General features: G+C 61.8%; 18 protein-coding genes. 4 read left to right on the top strand and 14 right to left on the bottom strand.

The window, feature by feature from the left end:
* The gene (locus tag PSH94_RS06560) at nucleotides 1-783 is read right to left on the bottom strand and encodes a class I SAM-dependent methyltransferase (RefSeq protein WP_253510902.1); all 783 of its coding nucleotides are present in this window, start codon (nucleotides 781-783) and stop codon (nucleotides 1-3) included.
* Between the two features lie 96 nt (nucleotides 784-879).
* Here PSH94_RS06560 and PSH94_RS06555 point away from each other — a divergent pair, with 96 nt between their 5' ends.
* Complete coding sequence (locus PSH94_RS06555; protein ID WP_181079196.1) at nucleotides 880-1500, top strand: energy transducer TonB; 621 nt, start codon at nucleotides 880-882, stop codon at nucleotides 1498-1500.
* 3 nt (nucleotides 1501-1503) lie between these two features.
* On the opposite strand, the gene PSH94_RS06550 is transcribed toward PSH94_RS06555, so the two are convergent.
* From PSH94_RS06550 to ppc, 7 genes are all read right to left on the bottom strand, one after another.
* A complete protein-coding gene (locus PSH94_RS06550; protein WP_305436914.1) occupies nucleotides 1504-2202 on the bottom strand; it encodes an extensin family protein in 699 nt (232 codons plus the stop codon).
* A gap of 3 nt (nucleotides 2203-2205) precedes the next feature.
* A complete protein-coding gene (locus PSH94_RS06545; protein WP_266248217.1) occupies nucleotides 2206-3033 on the bottom strand; it encodes an oxaloacetate decarboxylase in 828 nt (275 codons plus the stop codon).
* A gap of 27 nt (nucleotides 3034-3060) precedes the next feature.
* On the bottom strand, nucleotides 3061-3921 hold the full coding sequence (locus tag PSH94_RS06540; protein ID WP_181079188.1) for a DUF72 domain-containing protein: 861 nt from the start codon (nucleotides 3919-3921) through the stop codon (nucleotides 3061-3063).
* On the bottom strand, nucleotides 3921-4223 hold the full coding sequence (locus tag PSH94_RS06535; RefSeq protein ID WP_181079185.1) for a hypothetical protein: 303 nt from the start codon (nucleotides 4221-4223) through the stop codon (nucleotides 3921-3923). The genes PSH94_RS06540 and PSH94_RS06535 overlap by 1 nt, the downstream gene beginning before the upstream one ends.
* Before the next feature lie 149 nt (nucleotides 4224-4372).
* Nucleotides 4373-5059: a tRNA (adenosine(37)-N6)-threonylcarbamoyltransferase complex dimerization subunit type 1 TsaB gene (tsaB, locus tag PSH94_RS06530; protein WP_305436911.1), complete on the bottom strand. Its 687-nt coding sequence runs from the start codon at nucleotides 5057-5059 to the stop codon at nucleotides 4373-4375.
* A gap of 90 nt (nucleotides 5060-5149) precedes the next feature.
* On the bottom strand, nucleotides 5150-5797 hold the full coding sequence (adk, locus tag PSH94_RS06525) for an adenylate kinase (protein WP_181079179.1): 648 nt from the start codon (nucleotides 5795-5797) through the stop codon (nucleotides 5150-5152).
* Nucleotides 5798-6076: 279 nt separating this feature from the next.
* Entirely contained in the window at nucleotides 6077-8722 is a 2646-nt protein-coding gene (ppc, locus tag PSH94_RS06520) for a phosphoenolpyruvate carboxylase (protein ID WP_305436910.1), read from the bottom strand.
* A gap of 180 nt (nucleotides 8723-8902) precedes the next feature.
* Here ppc and PSH94_RS06515 point away from each other — a divergent pair, with 180 nt between their 5' ends.
* From PSH94_RS06515 to PSH94_RS06505, 3 genes are all read left to right on the top strand, one after another.
* Nucleotides 8903-9247, top strand: coding sequence for a pilin assembly protein (locus PSH94_RS06515; protein ID WP_181079173.1), 345 nt, complete (start codon nucleotides 8903-8905; stop codon nucleotides 9245-9247).
* Between the two features lie 282 nt (nucleotides 9248-9529).
* Nucleotides 9530-9955 (top strand): DUF4398 domain-containing protein, encoded by a 426-nt coding sequence (locus tag PSH94_RS06510; RefSeq protein ID WP_065886057.1) that lies wholly within the window; start codon nucleotides 9530-9532, stop codon nucleotides 9953-9955.
* Between the two features lie 55 nt (nucleotides 9956-10010).
* On the top strand, nucleotides 10011-10796 hold the full coding sequence (locus tag PSH94_RS06505) for an OmpA family protein (protein ID WP_181079170.1): 786 nt from the start codon (nucleotides 10011-10013) through the stop codon (nucleotides 10794-10796).
* A gap of 50 nt (nucleotides 10797-10846) precedes the next feature.
* On the opposite strand, the gene PSH94_RS06500 is transcribed toward PSH94_RS06505, so the two are convergent.
* The 6 genes from PSH94_RS06500 to PSH94_RS06475 all read right to left on the bottom strand — a co-directional run bounded on the left by PSH94_RS06500 (nucleotide 10847) and on the right by PSH94_RS06475 (nucleotide 14973).
* A complete protein-coding gene (locus tag PSH94_RS06500; protein WP_181079167.1) occupies nucleotides 10847-11020 on the bottom strand; it encodes a hypothetical protein in 174 nt (57 codons plus the stop codon).
* 117 nt (nucleotides 11021-11137) lie between these two features.
* Nucleotides 11138-11464: a hypothetical protein gene (locus PSH94_RS06495; protein ID WP_305436908.1), complete on the bottom strand. Its 327-nt coding sequence runs from the start codon at nucleotides 11462-11464 to the stop codon at nucleotides 11138-11140.
* Nucleotides 11461-12366 carry an alpha/beta hydrolase gene (locus tag PSH94_RS06490; protein ID WP_181079164.1) on the bottom strand — a complete coding sequence of 302 codons (906 nt, stop codon included), beginning with the start codon at nucleotides 12364-12366 and terminating at the stop codon, nucleotides 11461-11463. The genes PSH94_RS06495 and PSH94_RS06490 overlap by 4 nt, the downstream gene beginning before the upstream one ends.
* Before the next feature lie 27 nt (nucleotides 12367-12393).
* The gene (locus PSH94_RS06485) at nucleotides 12394-13671 is read right to left on the bottom strand and encodes a flavohemoglobin expression-modulating QEGLA motif protein (RefSeq protein WP_181079161.1); all 1278 of its coding nucleotides are present in this window, start codon (nucleotides 13669-13671) and stop codon (nucleotides 12394-12396) included.
* A 21-nt stretch (nucleotides 13672-13692) separates the two neighbouring features.
* Nucleotides 13693-14241, bottom strand: a complete 549-nt coding sequence (locus PSH94_RS06480; RefSeq protein WP_305436906.1) for a hypothetical protein — start codon at nucleotides 14239-14241, stop codon at nucleotides 13693-13695.
* 15 nt (nucleotides 14242-14256) lie between these two features.
* A complete protein-coding gene (locus PSH94_RS06475) occupies nucleotides 14257-14973 on the bottom strand; it encodes a TetR/AcrR family transcriptional regulator (protein WP_181079154.1) in 717 nt (238 codons plus the stop codon).
* Nucleotides 14974-14987: the final 14 nt, after the last annotated feature.

Raw genomic sequence — 14987 nt, 5'->3', positions numbered from 1 at the left:
TCAGGGCTTGAGTGCTTTTTTGGGGTAAATGTCATAGCGACTGGATTTACCCTCCAGCGCATGGCTTGGCTTGGGCCCATCGATGCACGGCGCCTTGCGCGGGCGCTTGACCACCACGCGGTGGCTGGCCAGGGCCAATGCTGCGGCGAGCAGGGCCTGAGCATCCGGGTCATCGCCCACCAGTGGACGGAACAGGCGCATTTCCTTCTTCACCAGGGCCGTTTTCTCACGATGCGGAAACATCGGATCGAGGTAGATGACCTGAGGCGGCTCGCCTTCCCAGTTGCGCATCACCTCGATGGAGTTGCCCTTCAGCAACTGCATGCGCGCCACGATCGGCGCCACCTCGAAATCATCCGCGCCACGCGCCAGGCCGTCTTCAAGCAAAGCGCCAATCAACGGTTGGCGTTCGATCAGGCTCATATCGCAACCCAGGCTGGCCAGCACGAAGGCATCCTTGCCCAAACCGGCCGTGGCATCCAGCACTCGCGGGCGTACGCCCTGGGCGATGCCCACGGCCTTGGCAATCATCTGCCCGCTGCCTCCGCCATATAACCGTCGGTGCGCCGCGCCACCCTCAACAAAGTCCACACGCACCGGCCCCGGCGCGTCAGGGCTCAGTTGCTGCAATTGCAGGCCGTGTTCGCCGACCTGCAAGGAAAAATCCGCATCCGCCAGCATTAGCGGCAAGCCAAGCTGGGCAGCCCACTGCTCGGCGCGGGCCTGGAAAGCGTCGGCCAAGGCCTCGACCCGGATGCGGCTGGCCGCTGGTTGTTCGCTCATCAATCGCTACGCTCAAAAATATTAAGGATCGGCCAATACCGGCCGATAAAACCAACAGTCAGGTATTTTGCCAGAGCTGAGCGTCGACCGAAGAAAATGTCAGACATTCTCCCCCTAACCATCGGTGTACTGCCGACCCACAACCACTACGGCCTGCGCAATACACAAGCGCTGGCCGGCGTGAGTCATGTGTGGCAGGACTTCTTCGCCCGGGCATTGGCCGAGCAGCTCGGCGACACGCCGGACGCGCTGGCGGCCCAGGCGCCGGCACCGATGGACCCGGCGGTAGAACCCAGCGCCGGGGCCGACCTGCTGTCGCAGATCCTCACTCAGCGCGAGTGCGACGTCAAAGACACCGAAATCGCCCCGCCAGAACCGTTGTTCCTGCCCATCGCTGAATTCGAAACCGAGTTGTTGCCACCGGCCGCCACGCCATTCCCGGAAGAGGAAATCGTCGCCCAGCAACGTCAGCAGAATTTCGAAAGCGGCTGGGTACGCCCCATCGTACTGAGCGCCGGGCAGCCATTGCCGGAGCCAGCCCCCGCGCCGGAACCGCGCGCCCTGCACTTGCCGATCGCTGAGTTCGAACTGGACCTGTTGCCACCGCCGCCTACGCCTTACCCCGAAGAAGCGTTGGTGGAGCAGCAAAAAGCCCTGGACTTCGACTACTACTGGGCGCGCCCATTGATCACCCATAACCTGCGCCTGGCCGCCTGATCCTCAGCGACACACCCACCAGCGCCCCATATCCAGGTGAAAGTGATTACGGTGCGCGGCGTTGTAGTCCGGGCTTAACACTACATTGAAATCATCGCAGGCACTGTCGCGCACCTGGCGAAGGAACCGCGCATTGGCGCCCTCCCCCGGCCAATCCCGGAGCACGCTGATGCTGCGTCCGTCGGCCAAGCGAAAGCCGGCGATATCCAGCGCATTGGCCGATGCATGCTGGCTCATTCGCCCGCCGGCACGGTTATACATCGTGCGGCAGGCAAAACTGCCCAGGTGATCGACCCGCGTCACGGCTTGGCCAAACGCCGCCTGGGCCGCCGGTTGCAGGCTGTGGCGCTCGAACAGCGCGAACGCCACGGCCAGCGGGCAACTGGCGAGAAAGCTGCTGCTCAATCCCACCTCTGCACCCTGCACGCGCAAGGTGTTGCGCAATGGACAGGCGGCATCGGCGGGTGAATCAGCTTGATGGCTCACGCGCAAGCCTGACGTCTTCAGCACCTGATCGCACAGCGCCGGGTCGTCCTGCAGACGTCCCAGCTTAAAACGCGTCAACAGGTTCGGGCTGGCGCGCACATCCAGCGGCGCCCATGGATTCCACTCTGGTGGCAACGGCACCCAGCCACGCCACACACCAACAACCACCGCGCCGCCCAGCACCAGCAGCACGCCCATCACCTTGATAAACCGCATGGGTCAGACCTTGAAAAACTGATTGGCCGTGCTGAACGGCATCGAGCGATCGGTAAAGGTAAAGGTGCCCAGCTCGCGGATTTCCTGAGCCGCGCGATAGAACTCGCCGTAAGCGGCCAGCGCCATCGCCGAGCCGACGCTGATGCGCTTGACGCCCATCGCGCTCAATTGCGCGACGCTGAGTTTCAGCGCACCGGACATCAACACATTCACCGGTTTGGGCGCGACCGCCTTGACCACCGCCAACACCTCATCGGCAGTTCGCAGGCCCGGTGCGTAAAGCACATCGGCACCGGCCTCGGCGTAGGCCTGCAGACGGCGGAGGGTGTCGGGCAGATCCAGACGTCCATGCAGAAGGTTTTCCGCGCGGGCGGTGAGCGTGAACGCAAACGGCAAACTGCGGGCCGCGACTACCGCCGCTTGTACTCGCTCCACAGACAGGTCGAAGGCATAAATGGGATCGCCAGAGTGTCCGGTGGCGTCTTCGATGGAACCGCCGACAATCCCCGTGGCCGCCGCACGCAGGATGGTCTGGGCGCAGCCATCCGGGCTGTCGCTGAAGCCGTTTTCCAGGTCGGCCGCCACCGGCAGTGTCGTGGCCTGGGCGATCTGGTGCGCGTTGAGCAAGGTGTCGTCCAGAGACAAAGCGCCCTCCGCATCCGGCCGACCAAGGCTGAAGGCATAACCCGCGCTGGTGGTGGCCAAGGCTTCGAACCCCAGGCTGGCAAGCATCACGGCGGAACCGGCGTCCCACGGGTTGGGCATCACGAACGCGCGGTCGCGTTCATGCAGGAGCTTGAAGGTTTCGGCGCGAAGGGTTTGAGCATCCATGGCAGGCTCCAGGCGGGAAAAGGAACCTTAGAGTAACCCCAGTTGCTCCGCTTCGGGCTCGCGATCCAACATGGGCAACGGCGCAAGGCCGGGCAAGCGTGCCATCAGTTGGGTATGAAAGCGCATGGCCAATTGGGCGGCGAGGCGATTGTCCGAGGTATGCAGAAACACGTAGGGAGTGCGGCCCTCTTCGATCCAACCGGCGACTTTTTCAATCCAAGGCACTAGAAACGGGTCGTTGGCCTCCAGCTCCGGATGGCCAATGAAGCGCACCTGCGGAAACTGAGTCAGCGCAGCCGGCCGCGGCGGCACTTTGGGCTTTTTCGATTGCGCGTGCAGCACCGCCGGCGATGTCGAGGTGCAACTGAACAACGCACGCGGGTCCAGGCAGATGCGCTCGACACCCCGGTCACGCAACAGGCGATTAAGCCTGCGCTCGGCATCGCCTTTGGCGAAGAACTCGGGATGACGGACTTCCACCGCCATCGGACGCTCAAGCCCGTCGATAAAACCGGCCAGTTCCGCCAGGCGCTGCGGTGAGAACGAGGTCGACAACTGCAGCCATAGCGGCGTGACGCGCTCACCCAACGGGCTCATCAGGCCCACAAAGCTCTCTGCCGCCGGCAGTTGCTCGCGCAGATCGCCATCGTGGCTGATATCCCTGGGGAATTTGGCGGTGAAACGAAAATCCTCGGGCATGATTTCGGCCCAGCGCTGCACCGTGGCGGCCGAGGGGCGAGCGTAGAAAGTGGTGTTGCCTTCAACGGCGTTGAAAACTTGGGAATAAAGGGCGAGGTAATCGCTGGCGCGGGCGTCGGCTGGGTAAAGATACTCACGCCAGGCGTTTTCACTCCAGGACGGGCAACCGAGGTAGTAAGGCCGACGCATCAGATGTGAACGTCGAGGCCCAGCACTTCCATATCCCATTCGACAAAGCCGGCGGTAGTCAGGTAACTGGCCAGGGCCGTGGCAACGCTTTTGCTCATGGAACGTGGGAACACCATATCCTGCTGACGGGCAGGCAGGCCGCTGATACGCGCACTGCCGGCGCTTTGGGCCGACGACGCTGCTTCGGACTGGACTTCGATGAAGTCCGGCGAATCTTCGACCGAATCGTCTACCGTGACGTTCGCCTTGCGCGGCTTACGTTTGAGGGGGTAGGACTGTGAGGAAAATCCGTCTATACGCATCGATGCGAACTCGCTATCAGTGATGGCATTTTAGTGGCGACTTCCGTTGCGCGCAAATGCTCTGGTGATAACTAGAACACATAATTTGAAAAAGGTTTAAATCCTGGGGCAAATTCTGACGATTGGCGCAGATTGCCATCACTTTGGCGTCAAATCAGCCCGCGTTCGGCTTTGGTTTGCGCGACTTTATCGCGCAGGTACACCGGTGCCGCCTGATCGGCGGGGATCGCCTCACCGCGCTCGAAGGCATAACGCGCCAGGGTCAGCAGGTCTTCGGCATGGGGCAGCATGGCCGCATCCTGGCCAGCCAGCTTGACCGCGATGCGCTCGCCGTAGCCCCAGCCGGTGCCCGCGCCGAACCAGTCGCCGCTGGCGTCCTGCGGCAGCGCCGACGCTTCGGGAGGCTGCACGGCCTCCGTGCCGACCAGGCGCATTTCGCCTTCGGCTGCGCGATAACAGCCCCAGTAGACTTCATCCATCCGCGCGTCGATGGCGGCGGCCACCTGCACGGCGCCGTGTTCACGCAAGGCGCGCTGGGCCAGCACGGCAAGGTTGGAGACCGGCAGCACCGGGCGCTCCAGCGCAAAGGCCAAGCCCTGTACTACGCCGATGGCGATGCGCACACCGGTAAATGCGCCGGGGCCGCGACCAAAGGCGATAGCGTCCACCGACGCCAATGTGGTGCCGGAGTCTTCGAGCAGTTGCTTGATCATCGGCAACAGCTTCTGCGCGTGCAGGCGTGGGATCACCTCGTAGTGGCTGGTTACTTTGCCGTCGTGCAGCAAGGCAACGGAGCAAGCTTCGGTTGCGGTGTCCAGGGCCAGCAGGGTGCTCATCGGTGTCGGTGTCCAAGTCGGAAAAAAGTGCGCCAGTATAAACAACAACGGCCCGCAAGCGGGCCGTTGTGTGTAACGCCGAGCGGGTGATCAGCTCAGGGCTTCCATGACCTTGGCGGTGATGGCTTCCACCGAACCAACGCCCGGGATGTGGCTGCACTTGGGCTTGCCGTTGGCAGCGGACAGCTTCTGGTAGAAATCCACCAGCGGCTTGGTCTGGGAATGGTAGACCGACAGGCGATGACGCACGGTTTCTTCGGTGTCGTCCTTGCGCTGTACCAGGTCGTCGCCCGTGATGTCGTCCTTGCCTTCAACTTTCGGCGGGTTGTAGACGGTGTGGTACACGCGGCCCGAGGCTTCGTGAACGCGACGACCGGCGATACGCTGGACGATCTCTTCATCATCAACCGCGATTTCCACCACCGCATCCAGTTCGACACCGGCCGTTACCAGCGCCTCGGCCTGGGGAATGGTGCGAGGGAAACCGTCGAACAGGAAGCCGTTGGCACAGTCAGGCTGCGCGATACGGTCCTTGACCAGGGCGATGATCAGGTCATCGGAAACCAGGCCGCCGGCGTCCATGATGCTCTTGGCCTGGATGCCCAGGTCGGTGCCTGCTTTTACCGCGGCGCGCAGCATGTCACCGGTAGAGATTTGTGGAATGCCGAATTTTTCAGTGATGAACTTTGCCTGAGTACCTTTACCGGCCCCGGGAGCTCCCAGCAGAATGACGCGCATCGATGTGCTCCTCAATTTTTTATAGAGATGACGCTCGGATTCGCCGCATGGGGCCAATCTCGTAAAAATGTGATTCGGGCCGACCAAACGGCCAAAGGCTGATCAAGATACACAGCAGGCCCTGCCCACACAAGCCGCCGAAAGTCGGAGGAACCCGCGCCGCGCATGCGTCATAGGTAGGGTATGCCAACGTGCAACCCTGGCCCTTGAACAGCGACCGCCCCATTCGGGGCGGTCGTCGAGGTTTACCCGCAAGCTATTGAGAACACGCGAAAAACCTCAGCCGGTGTTGCGCAGGCCTGCCGCGATACCGGCCACGGACACCAGCAGCGCCTGTTCCAGAGGGCTGTCCTGCGCGGCTTGCTGGCGACGCGAGCGCGCCAGTAATTCGGCCTGCAGCAGGTGCAAAGGGTCGAGGTAAGTGTTGCGCAGGCGGATGAACTCCAGGGTATCGGGGCTGTGGGCCAGCAGTTGCGACTGGCCGGTCAGCCCTAGCACCACCGAGCACGCCTGCGACAATAGGTCGCGTAAGTGCGCACCCAATGGCAACAGATCGGGCTCCACCAGGCGCTCGTCATACAGCCGCGCAATATCCGCATCCGCCTTGGCCAGAACCATTTCCAGCATGTCGATACGGGTGCGGAAGAACGGCCACTGCTCGCGCATCTGCCCCAGCAAGTCGCCCTCACCCCGTTCCAGGGCCTTGCTCAACGCGGCCTCCCAGCCGAGCCAGGCCGGCAGCATCAGGCGCGTCTGGGTCCAGCCGAAGATCCACGGGATGGCGCGCAGGCTCTCGATACCACCCGCGCGGCGCTTGGCCGGGCGGCTGCCCAAGGGCAGGCGCCCCAGCTCCTGCTCGGGGGTGGACTGGCGAAAATATTCAACGAACTGCGGATTTTCCCGCACCACGGCGCGGTAGGCCCTTACACCGTCCGCCGCCAATTCATCCATCAAATGGCGCCAGGCCGGTTCAGGCGGCGGTGGCGGCAAGAGCGTCGCCTCCAGGACGGCGGCCAGGTAGAGGTTAAGGTTCTGCTCGGCGATGTCCGGCAGGCCGAACTTGAAGCGGATCATTTCGCCCTGCTCGGTGGTGCGAAAGCGCCCCGCTACCGAGCCCGGAGGCTGGGACAGGATCGCCGCGTGCGCCGGGCCGCCGCCACGGCCGACGGTGCCGCCGCGGCCGTGGAACAACAGCAACTCCACTTGCTGTTCGCGGCAGATGTCCACCAAACGCTCCTGCGCGCGGTACTGCGCCCAGGCGGCGGCGGTGGTACCGGCGTCCTTGGCCGAGTCGGAGTAGCCGATCATCACTTCCTGCGGGCCTTGCAACCGGGCCCGATAGCCCGGCAACAGCAGCAATCGTTCAATCACCGGGCCGGCGTTATCCAGGTCGGCCAGGGTTTCGAACAGCGGCACTACGCGCATCGGTCGCTGCACGCCCGACTCTTTGAGCAGCAACTGCACCGCCAGCACATCCGAGGCCGCGCCGGCCATGGAAATAACATAGGAACCCAGCGATGCCGCCGGGGCTGCCGCCACTTCCCTGCACGTATTGAGCACTTCGGCCGTGTCGTCCGACGGCTGGAAATAACCCGGCAGCAACGGTCGACGGTTGTCCAGTTCCTGCATCAGGAAACGGATACGGGTCTCCTCGTCCCACTCTTCGTAGCGCCCAAGGCCGAGGTAGTCGGTGATTTCGGTCATGGCCGCGCAATGGCGAGTGGAATCCTGACGCACATCCAGGCGCACCAGGAACAGGCCGAACGTCACCGCGCGGCGCAGGCAATCGAGCAGCGGTCCATCGGCGATCACGCCCATGCCGCATGCATGCAGCGACTGGTAGCACAACTGCAGCGGTTCGAGCAGGTCATGGTTGTCCTGCAACACCTCGGCGGGCGCCGGCGTGCTGCTGCTCAATGCGGTGTGGGCCCACTGGCGCGTGGCGCGCAAGCGTTCGCGCAACTGCTTGAGCAAGGCGCGATAGGGTTCGACACTGTCGCCGACCCTGGCCTGCAGCGCCGGGCTGGCCTGTTGCATCGACAGCTCGGAGGCCAGGTGATCGATATCGCGCAGGTACAGGTCGGCGGCCATCCAGCGCGCCAGCAGCAGGACTTCTCGGGTGACCGGCGCGGTCACGTTCGGGTTGCCGTCACGGTCGCCGCCCATCCACGATGCAAAGCGAATCGGCGCGGCCTCCAGGGGCAGGCGCAGGCCGGTGGCGGCATGCAAGGCCTGGTCGGCCTTGCGCAGATAATTGGGGATGGCGTGCCACAGCGAATGTTCAATCACCGCGAAGCCCCATTTGGCCTCGTCCACCGGGGTGGGCCGGGTGCGACGGATCTCTTCGGTGTGCCAGGCTTCGGCGATCAGACGTTGCAGGCGCTCGCGGATCTGCTCGCGCTCGGCGCTGGTGAGGTCGCGGTGGTCCTGCAGGGCCAACTGCGCGGCAATGGCGTCGTATTTCTGGATCAGCGTACGGCGCGCCACTTCGGTCGGGTGGGCGGTGAGCACCAGTTCGATCTCAAGGCTCGCCAATTGGCGGGCCAGGGACTCATCGCTGTGGCCTTCGCTTTGCAGCCGCGCCAGCAACTCGGGTAACACACGGGCTTCGAAGGGGGCGGGCTGCGATTCATCGCGCCGATGAATCAACTGATACTGCTCGGCGATGTTGGCCAGGTTGAGGAACTGGTTGAAAGCCCTGGCCACCGGCAGCAGTTCATTTTCCTGCAACTGGTTGAGGCTGGCGCTCAGTTCATCGCCAGCGGTTTTCTCCGAGTCGGTGCCACGGCGGTCGGCCTTGGCGCCTTTGCGGATCTGCTCGATCTTGTCGAGAAAATCGTCGCCATACTGCTCTCGAATCGTGTTGCCCAACAGCTCACCCAGCAGGTGAACATCCTCTCGCAAGCGTGCATCGATATCACTCATCAGCCACTCTCCAGCCAGAAATCCGGGACGCGCAGACCTGCCAGAGTGCCGCCCGCATTGTTTTATGACAAGACTTTAAACCTTGTGGGTTGCAGCTAGTCTCAACGTTAAGCCGTCGCGATACGCGAGCGGCTGGTCACTCATCACCGCCCGCCCACCGTGGGCTTTATTGAGGTTGCCATGAAAATCCGAGAATTGGCCCAGCACTGGGAAGAGAATGCCAAGGGTCGCCTGACCAAGACCGAATACGCGATTCACCTGGATGTAGAAGCCGCCGCCCGGCTGGCGGCCATCGCCGAGATGTACCCCAAGCGCAACACCGAAGAGTTACTGGGCGAGCTGATCGGCGCCGCGCTTGAAGAACTTGAAGCCAGCTTTCCCTACATCAAGGGTCAGCACGTGATTGCGACCGATGAGGAGGGCGACCCGCTGTACGAAGACGTCGGCCCCACCCCACGCTTTTTGTCGCTGTCGCGTCGCTATCTGCATGATTTATCTACCAGTGCGGACGAATCCCAGCACTGAGGTACTGTCGTTTAATCCACTCCTTCCTATGTATTTCGGGCCTGACGCAGGCCCGAAATACTATCCGGCACTGCAAAAGTTCCAATTTTTTTCCCTGACCAGTCAGTCAATTATTTTTTTAGGCAAATCGCCATCTCTACTGAACTTTTGAAAAAAGCCTCCGGTCACAGCCAGTAAGCCATCACTTGGAACGGCCGTTTGAAAGGGCACCAGGCGCTTTATTACCGGGCTCGCAGCCGTTCACTGACTGAGATGGATTTTGATTTTTTCAGGAGTTATCCAATGGAGTTGAAGACGATGAAGACCAGCACTGCCAAATCCTCGTTTAACCACCTGCGCGGGCTCAAATTGGCCGCGCTGGCAATCGGCACCAGCTTCGTACTGGCTGGCTGCGCCGGCAACCCGCCGACTGAGCAATATGCGGTGACCCAGTCTGCGGTCAACAGCGCTGTCAGCGCCGGCGGCACCGAGTTCGCAGCCGTGGAAATGAAGTCGGCCCAGGACAAGCTCAAAGAAGCTGAAATCGCGATGCACGACAAAAACTACGACAAGGCTCGTATGTTGGCTGAACAAGCCGAGTGGGACGCCCGTGTCGCAGAACGTAAAGCCCAGGCTGCCAAAGCTGAGCAAGCGGTGAAGGATTCCCAGAAGGCCGTTGACGAGTTGCGTAAAGAAGGCATGCGCCCGGCTGCTATCCAGCAGAAGTAATCCGAGCCCCTTGACTGCACCGCACCCGATATCGAATTGAAAGGACGACACGATTATGCGTAAACAACTGATGATCCCTGCCCTGTTGGCAATGAGCGTTGCCCTGGCGGCCTGCTCCACCCCGCCGAACGCGAACCTGGAAAACGCCCGCACCAACTTCTCCTCTCTGCAGACCAACCCACAGGCCACCAAGCTTGCGGCGCTGGAAACCAAAGACGCTCAGGAGTGGCTGGACAAAGCCGATAAAGCCTATCGCGACAAGGAAGACCAGAAGAAGGTCGACCAGTTGGCCTACCTGACCAACCAGCGCGTTGAAGTGGCCAAAGACACCATCGTGCTGCGCGAATCCGAAGCGAAGCTGAAGAACGCCGGCGACGAACGTGCCCGCGCCCTGCTGGATGCTCGCGATGCGCAGATCAAGCAGCTGCAGGACAGCCTGAACGCCAAGCAGACCGATCGCGGCACACTGGTCACGTTCGGTGATGTGCTGTTCGCCACCAACAAGTCCGACCTGAAATCCAGCGGCCTGGTTAATATCACCAAGCTGGCTCAGTTCCTGCGCGACAACCCGGACCGTAAAGTGATCGTCGAAGGCTACACCGACAGCACCGGTTCGGACTCGTACAACCAGAGCCTGTCGGAGCGCCGTGCCGCTTCCGTGCAACGTGCACTGGCCCAGCAAGGCGTGGATATCTCGCGCATCGTGACCCAGGGTTACGGCAAGGAATACCCGGTTGCCGACAACGGCAGCGCTTCGGGCCGTGCCATGAACCGTCGCGTTGAAGTGACCATCTCCAACGATAACCAGCCGGTCAAGCCACGTTCGTCCATGGCTAACTGATGGATTGATGCACCCAAAAAAACCACCGGAAACGGTGGTTTTTTTTGCCCTCAGAACGGGATCGGCCCTTTGCTCTCTTCGTAGCCCACCGGCTCAGGCTCCGTCGATTGCTGCAACTTTTCAGGCTGCCGTTGCGACCGCTCCTCATCGCATTCCTGGTACAGATCCAGGCTCGCCTGCGCCCTTGCCATCTCCAGCCATTTAACGATCGCACCAATCTGCATCGCGACTCTCCTGCGCTCGCTGTTTCCAAAGGGTGAGTCAGCCAGGCTGACTGCCCCGTGAGTGGCGACTGAGGCGCAAGGGTTCCAGCTATTTGCAAAGCGTGGGCATCGAGCCAACTATTGCTGCAATTGCGGGGTTTCCTGGCCCATGCAACGCACCGCCTGTTTTTTATTATTCACCAGCACGCCGCTCAGGCCTTTCTGCTCGGTATCGAACATGACCAGCACACCATCCACGCACTGTGCCACTTGGGCGGCCAGGGTCAGGGAGATCTTGTAGTCTTCGCCCGGCACGGTCTTGAGCATGGTGAAATCGCTGAGCAACAGCGCGTCTTCCGGTTTGGCGAAGTGCAGGTAGCCGTAATACCACAGGCAACCGACGGTACCGATGATGGTGCCGATGCCGGTGAGGATCAGCGGGATCATGTTGCGTTCTTCGCTCATTGCGGGCTCTCTGATGGATCAACGTTAGGAGTCGGATAGTTCGGAATTTCGCCCAGGCGCCGCAGGCCATTGAAATGTTGCGGGTCGTCCAGATAGCGCAGCATCACGGTTTGCCAGGTTTTATCGGCAAAGGTCTGCACATGCCCGCCCCGGGTCAATTGCAAGACTCTGGGCGGCGGTGCGGCCTGGTACAGGCGGATGCCATTGGCCACGGGCACGATCGGGTCATCGAGGCTGTGAAACAATAGTTTCGGCACGCCGCTCAACTGGGGCATGGCATTGATCGCGCTGTCCGCGTCGGGCACGAGCCAGGATAAGGGCACTTGCAACGGCCATGTTAGCCAGGAGGTGCTCAAGGCGAATTGTCCTACGTCACGATAACTGGCCGGCACGCCGTCCAGCACCAGCGCCTTGAGCTGGGCCTGACGCTGCGGGTGCGCCGCCAGGTAATGCACGGCCAGCGCGCCGCCCAGGCTTTGACCCAGGACTATCAAGGGCTGGCCTTGGGTTTCAGGGGCCTTATCGATCCAGCGGAACGCCGCGTCCACGTCCTGATAAACCGCCGGTAGCGACGGTTTGCCCTGCGATAACCCATAACCACGGTAGTCCAGCAACAGCACTTGGTAGCCCTGCTCCGGCAACCACCAACTGCCGCCCAAGTGCCAGGCCAGGTTGCCACCGTTGCCGTGCAGATGCAGCACCGTGCCCTTGAGCGGCACGCCGGGTTTGGCCGGCAACCACCAAGCGTGCAGCTGGACGCCGTCGGCGGTGGTCAGGGTGATGTCGCGGTAGTCCAGGCGCGCTTTTTCCGGCGTGAACGGCAGGCCGGGTTCGGGATAGAACAAGAGCGAGCTGCAGCCGTTCAATGTGAGTAGCAGGCACAGAATGCCGAGGATTCTCATCCGTTGAAGCCTCGTAAATAACAGCATTTAAAGGATATTGGAGTAGTCCGCCTCGATCCGATCCAGGCTCAGGTGGTTAAGGAAGTTGGAGAAACACATCCATGCCGCCAGGGCGTTCATGTCACGGAATTGGTCGGGCAGATATTTGGGCGGCACCACCAGGCCTTCGTCTACCAGTTGGCGCAGGGTGCGCATGTCTTCCAGGGTGGTCTTGCCGCAGAACAGCAGCGGCACCTGTTCCAGCTTGCCTTTGCGCACGGCCAACTGGATGTAGTTGTAGACCATGATAAAGCCTTTGAGGTAAGACAGGTCCTTGGTAAACGGCAGACCGGTCGGCACCGAGCCACGAAACACGCGGCTGGCGTTGCCGTAGCTTTCAGCCATTTCAAAGCCTTGCTCACGGAAGAATTCGAACACCTGCAGGAAGTCGGCGCCCTCCTCCACCATATGGATGGCGCGCGTGCGGTTGGTCAATTTGCGCAAGCGGCTGGGGTAGGAGGCAAAGGTGATGATCTCCATCAGGATCGCCAACCCTTCCTGGGTCACGGTCGACGACGGCGGGCCCTTGGACAGGAACGTGCAGATCGGCTGGTTCTGGCCGTTGAGCGTGGTGCCCACATGCACCAGGCCTTCATGCACTTCCAAGGCGCGCACATCGCGGTCGTTGAACATCGCGTCGGCGCGGATCTTGATGTAGTCGGCTCCCGCCGCCGCGTCGGCGACGATACCGTCGGACTCGAACACGCGGATGGTTTCCTCGGCCTCGCCAAACACCTTGTTCAGGCGGGTCTGCAGCAGGGCCACGGCGTCCTTGGCGGTCAGGGTCTTTGCTTCGTCCTTGAGGTCGCCACGGCCATCGATATTGTTCAAGTAATCGGAGAGCATCAGGCCCAGGTCCGCCAGGGTCGGGTCGCCGGCGTGGAACGCATCGGAAGCAGCGCCGTACAGTTCCTGGGAGATCAGGCCGAAATCCTCGGTGCCCCGGGCCTCCAGCATGCGCACCACCATGCGGTATTCCTTGCACATGCGGCGCATGATCTGCCCGACCGGGCTGAATTGGCCGAGACGGCGGGTGATGTCACGCTCGATATTCTGAAATTCCAGCTTCACCGCGCTGGAGTCGAAGGACAGCGGCCGGTTCAGGTAATAGTCGCGATCCACGGCCGGCATGGCTTTGCCCTTGGCCTTGAGAAACCCCTGACGGATGTTCTCGTCCCACTTCACGGCGTCGAGGACGCGGATCGGGGTTTGCGCCAGCACAATGCGATCGGACAAGGTGCGTATCGTCTGCTGGTAATCGTCCACCCGGTATTTCCTCTTTAAACGTTATTGACCCGCGCGCCGGTAGCGCACGGCTTCAACGAACACATCGGCATTGGCCGGATCATCCAGGTAGGCAAACACCTGGTTCATGGCACTGTCGACCCATACACCGGCGCCTTCGACGGTGTCCACGGGGCTGCCCTGCAGTAGCTGTTGCCCGATGGCCTGGCGAATCTGCTCGAGGTCCAGGTTATAGACCACCAATTCGTGCTTATCGTCGAACTCGAATCCCGCCAGAAAATAGTGCCCTCCGAACCTGGCCGGCAACGGTGCCGACAGGTACCAGCGGCTGCCATGACGCGTCACGGTAAACAGGTACTCATCGCGCTGCGTCGGCGAGGCTTTAGGGTAGCTCACCGCCTTGTAACGGTGCTCACCGGCGCGGCTGATTTGCAGATTGAGCGGTTCGCCCCAGGCATTCCTGCTGTTCCAATGGCCCAGCAATTCATCCGGCGCCGCCTCATGGGCGGGCAACGGGTCCTTGAACGTTACCAGGCAACCCCCGAGCAACAGGAACCACACGGCGATTACCGCCACACGCCAGGTTTTCATCGGACTCCCCCGGTGTCAGACCGAGGCCAACACCAAATGCATATAACGCTTGAGAATCTCAAGCATCTCGTCAGCGGTCAGAGGCTCCGGGCCGCCCAGCAGGCCCTGATATTCCATCCGACCGATAATCGCCGTCAACACCTTGGCATCCTGTTGCGGCTCGCGGGAACCCAGTACCTGGAAAAACTGCCCGGTGCCCTGCAGCAGGATCTGTTGATGGGAACGCACCAGTTGCGCCAGGCGCGGGTTGAGCAAGGCTTCCTGACGGAACGCCTGTTCGGCCATCAGGTGCTCACGGCGGTTGGTCAATTGGCGCATGACGTAATCGGCGGTCAAGCGCGCGATGTCGTCCGCCAACTGCGAACGCGACTGCGGGCTGCCATCGCCATAGGCAACCATCTCGCGCAGCAAACCTTCGTTACGCACCCACAGCTTGCCCATGAACGCGGCGCTGCGCTCCACGTACTGGGCGAAGGTGTCGGTGAGCAGGTCGTCAATGTCTTTGAAGTAATAGGTGGTCGCCGACAGCGGCACCCCCGCCTCGGCCGCCACCGCGCGATGGCGCACGGCCCGCACGCCATCGCGCACCACGATGCGCATGGCGGCATCCAGAATATCTTGCCGGCGCTGCTCGCTGCCTTGGCGACTGGCCTTGCGGCCCTGGTACTGGACGCTTTCAACCACGGCAGCAGCAATGCCGGCGGCGCCTTCTTGTGGGGTTACGCGGTTCACGACTTACATCCTTG

It is taken from the genome of Pseudomonas sp. FP2254 (assembly GCF_030687695.1).
Lineage (GTDB): Bacteria > Pseudomonadota > Gammaproteobacteria > Pseudomonadales > Pseudomonadaceae > Aquipseudomonas > Aquipseudomonas quebecensis.
Note: the sequence above shows the minus strand (reverse complement) of the source record. Positions and strands in the feature narration are given on the sequence as shown.

Excerpts from the sequence above, each read along its gene's own strand:
- PSH94_RS06560 (WP_253510902.1), bottom strand. The coding sequence starts at position 783 with ATGAGCGAACAACCAGCGGCCAGCCGCATCCGGGTCGAGGCCTTGGCC.
- PSH94_RS06555 (WP_181079196.1), top strand. The coding sequence starts at position 880 with ATGTCAGACATTCTCCCCCTAACCATCGGTGTACTGCCGACCCACAAC.
- PSH94_RS06550 (WP_305436914.1), bottom strand. The coding sequence starts at position 2,202 with ATGCGGTTTATCAAGGTGATGGGCGTGCTGCTGGTGCTGGGCGGCGCG.
- PSH94_RS06545 (WP_266248217.1), bottom strand. The coding sequence starts at position 3,033 with ATGGATGCTCAAACCCTTCGCGCCGAAACCTTCAAGCTCCTGCATGAA.
- PSH94_RS06540 (WP_181079188.1), bottom strand. The coding sequence starts at position 3,921 with ATGCGTCGGCCTTACTACCTCGGTTGCCCGTCCTGGAGTGAAAACGCC.
- PSH94_RS06535 (WP_181079185.1), bottom strand. The coding sequence starts at position 4,223 with ATGCGTATAGACGGATTTTCCTCACAGTCCTACCCCCTCAAACGTAAG.
- tsaB (WP_305436911.1), bottom strand. The coding sequence starts at position 5,059 with ATGAGCACCCTGCTGGCCCTGGACACCGCAACCGAAGCTTGCTCCGTT.
- adk (WP_181079179.1), bottom strand. The coding sequence starts at position 5,797 with ATGCGCGTCATTCTGCTGGGAGCTCCCGGGGCCGGTAAAGGTACTCAG.
- ppc (WP_305436910.1), bottom strand. The coding sequence starts at position 8,722 with ATGAGTGATATCGATGCACGCTTGCGAGAGGATGTTCACCTGCTGGGT.
- PSH94_RS06515 (WP_181079173.1), top strand. The coding sequence starts at position 8,903 with ATGAAAATCCGAGAATTGGCCCAGCACTGGGAAGAGAATGCCAAGGGT.
- PSH94_RS06510 (WP_065886057.1), top strand. The coding sequence starts at position 9,530 with ATGGAGTTGAAGACGATGAAGACCAGCACTGCCAAATCCTCGTTTAAC.
- PSH94_RS06505 (WP_181079170.1), top strand. The coding sequence starts at position 10,011 with ATGCGTAAACAACTGATGATCCCTGCCCTGTTGGCAATGAGCGTTGCC.
- PSH94_RS06500 (WP_181079167.1), bottom strand. The coding sequence starts at position 11,020 with ATGCAGATTGGTGCGATCGTTAAATGGCTGGAGATGGCAAGGGCGCAG.
- PSH94_RS06495 (WP_305436908.1), bottom strand. The coding sequence starts at position 11,464 with ATGAGCGAAGAACGCAACATGATCCCGCTGATCCTCACCGGCATCGGC.
- PSH94_RS06490 (WP_181079164.1), bottom strand. The coding sequence starts at position 12,366 with ATGAGAATCCTCGGCATTCTGTGCCTGCTACTCACATTGAACGGCTGC.
- PSH94_RS06480 (WP_305436906.1), bottom strand. The coding sequence starts at position 14,241 with ATGAAAACCTGGCGTGTGGCGGTAATCGCCGTGTGGTTCCTGTTGCTC.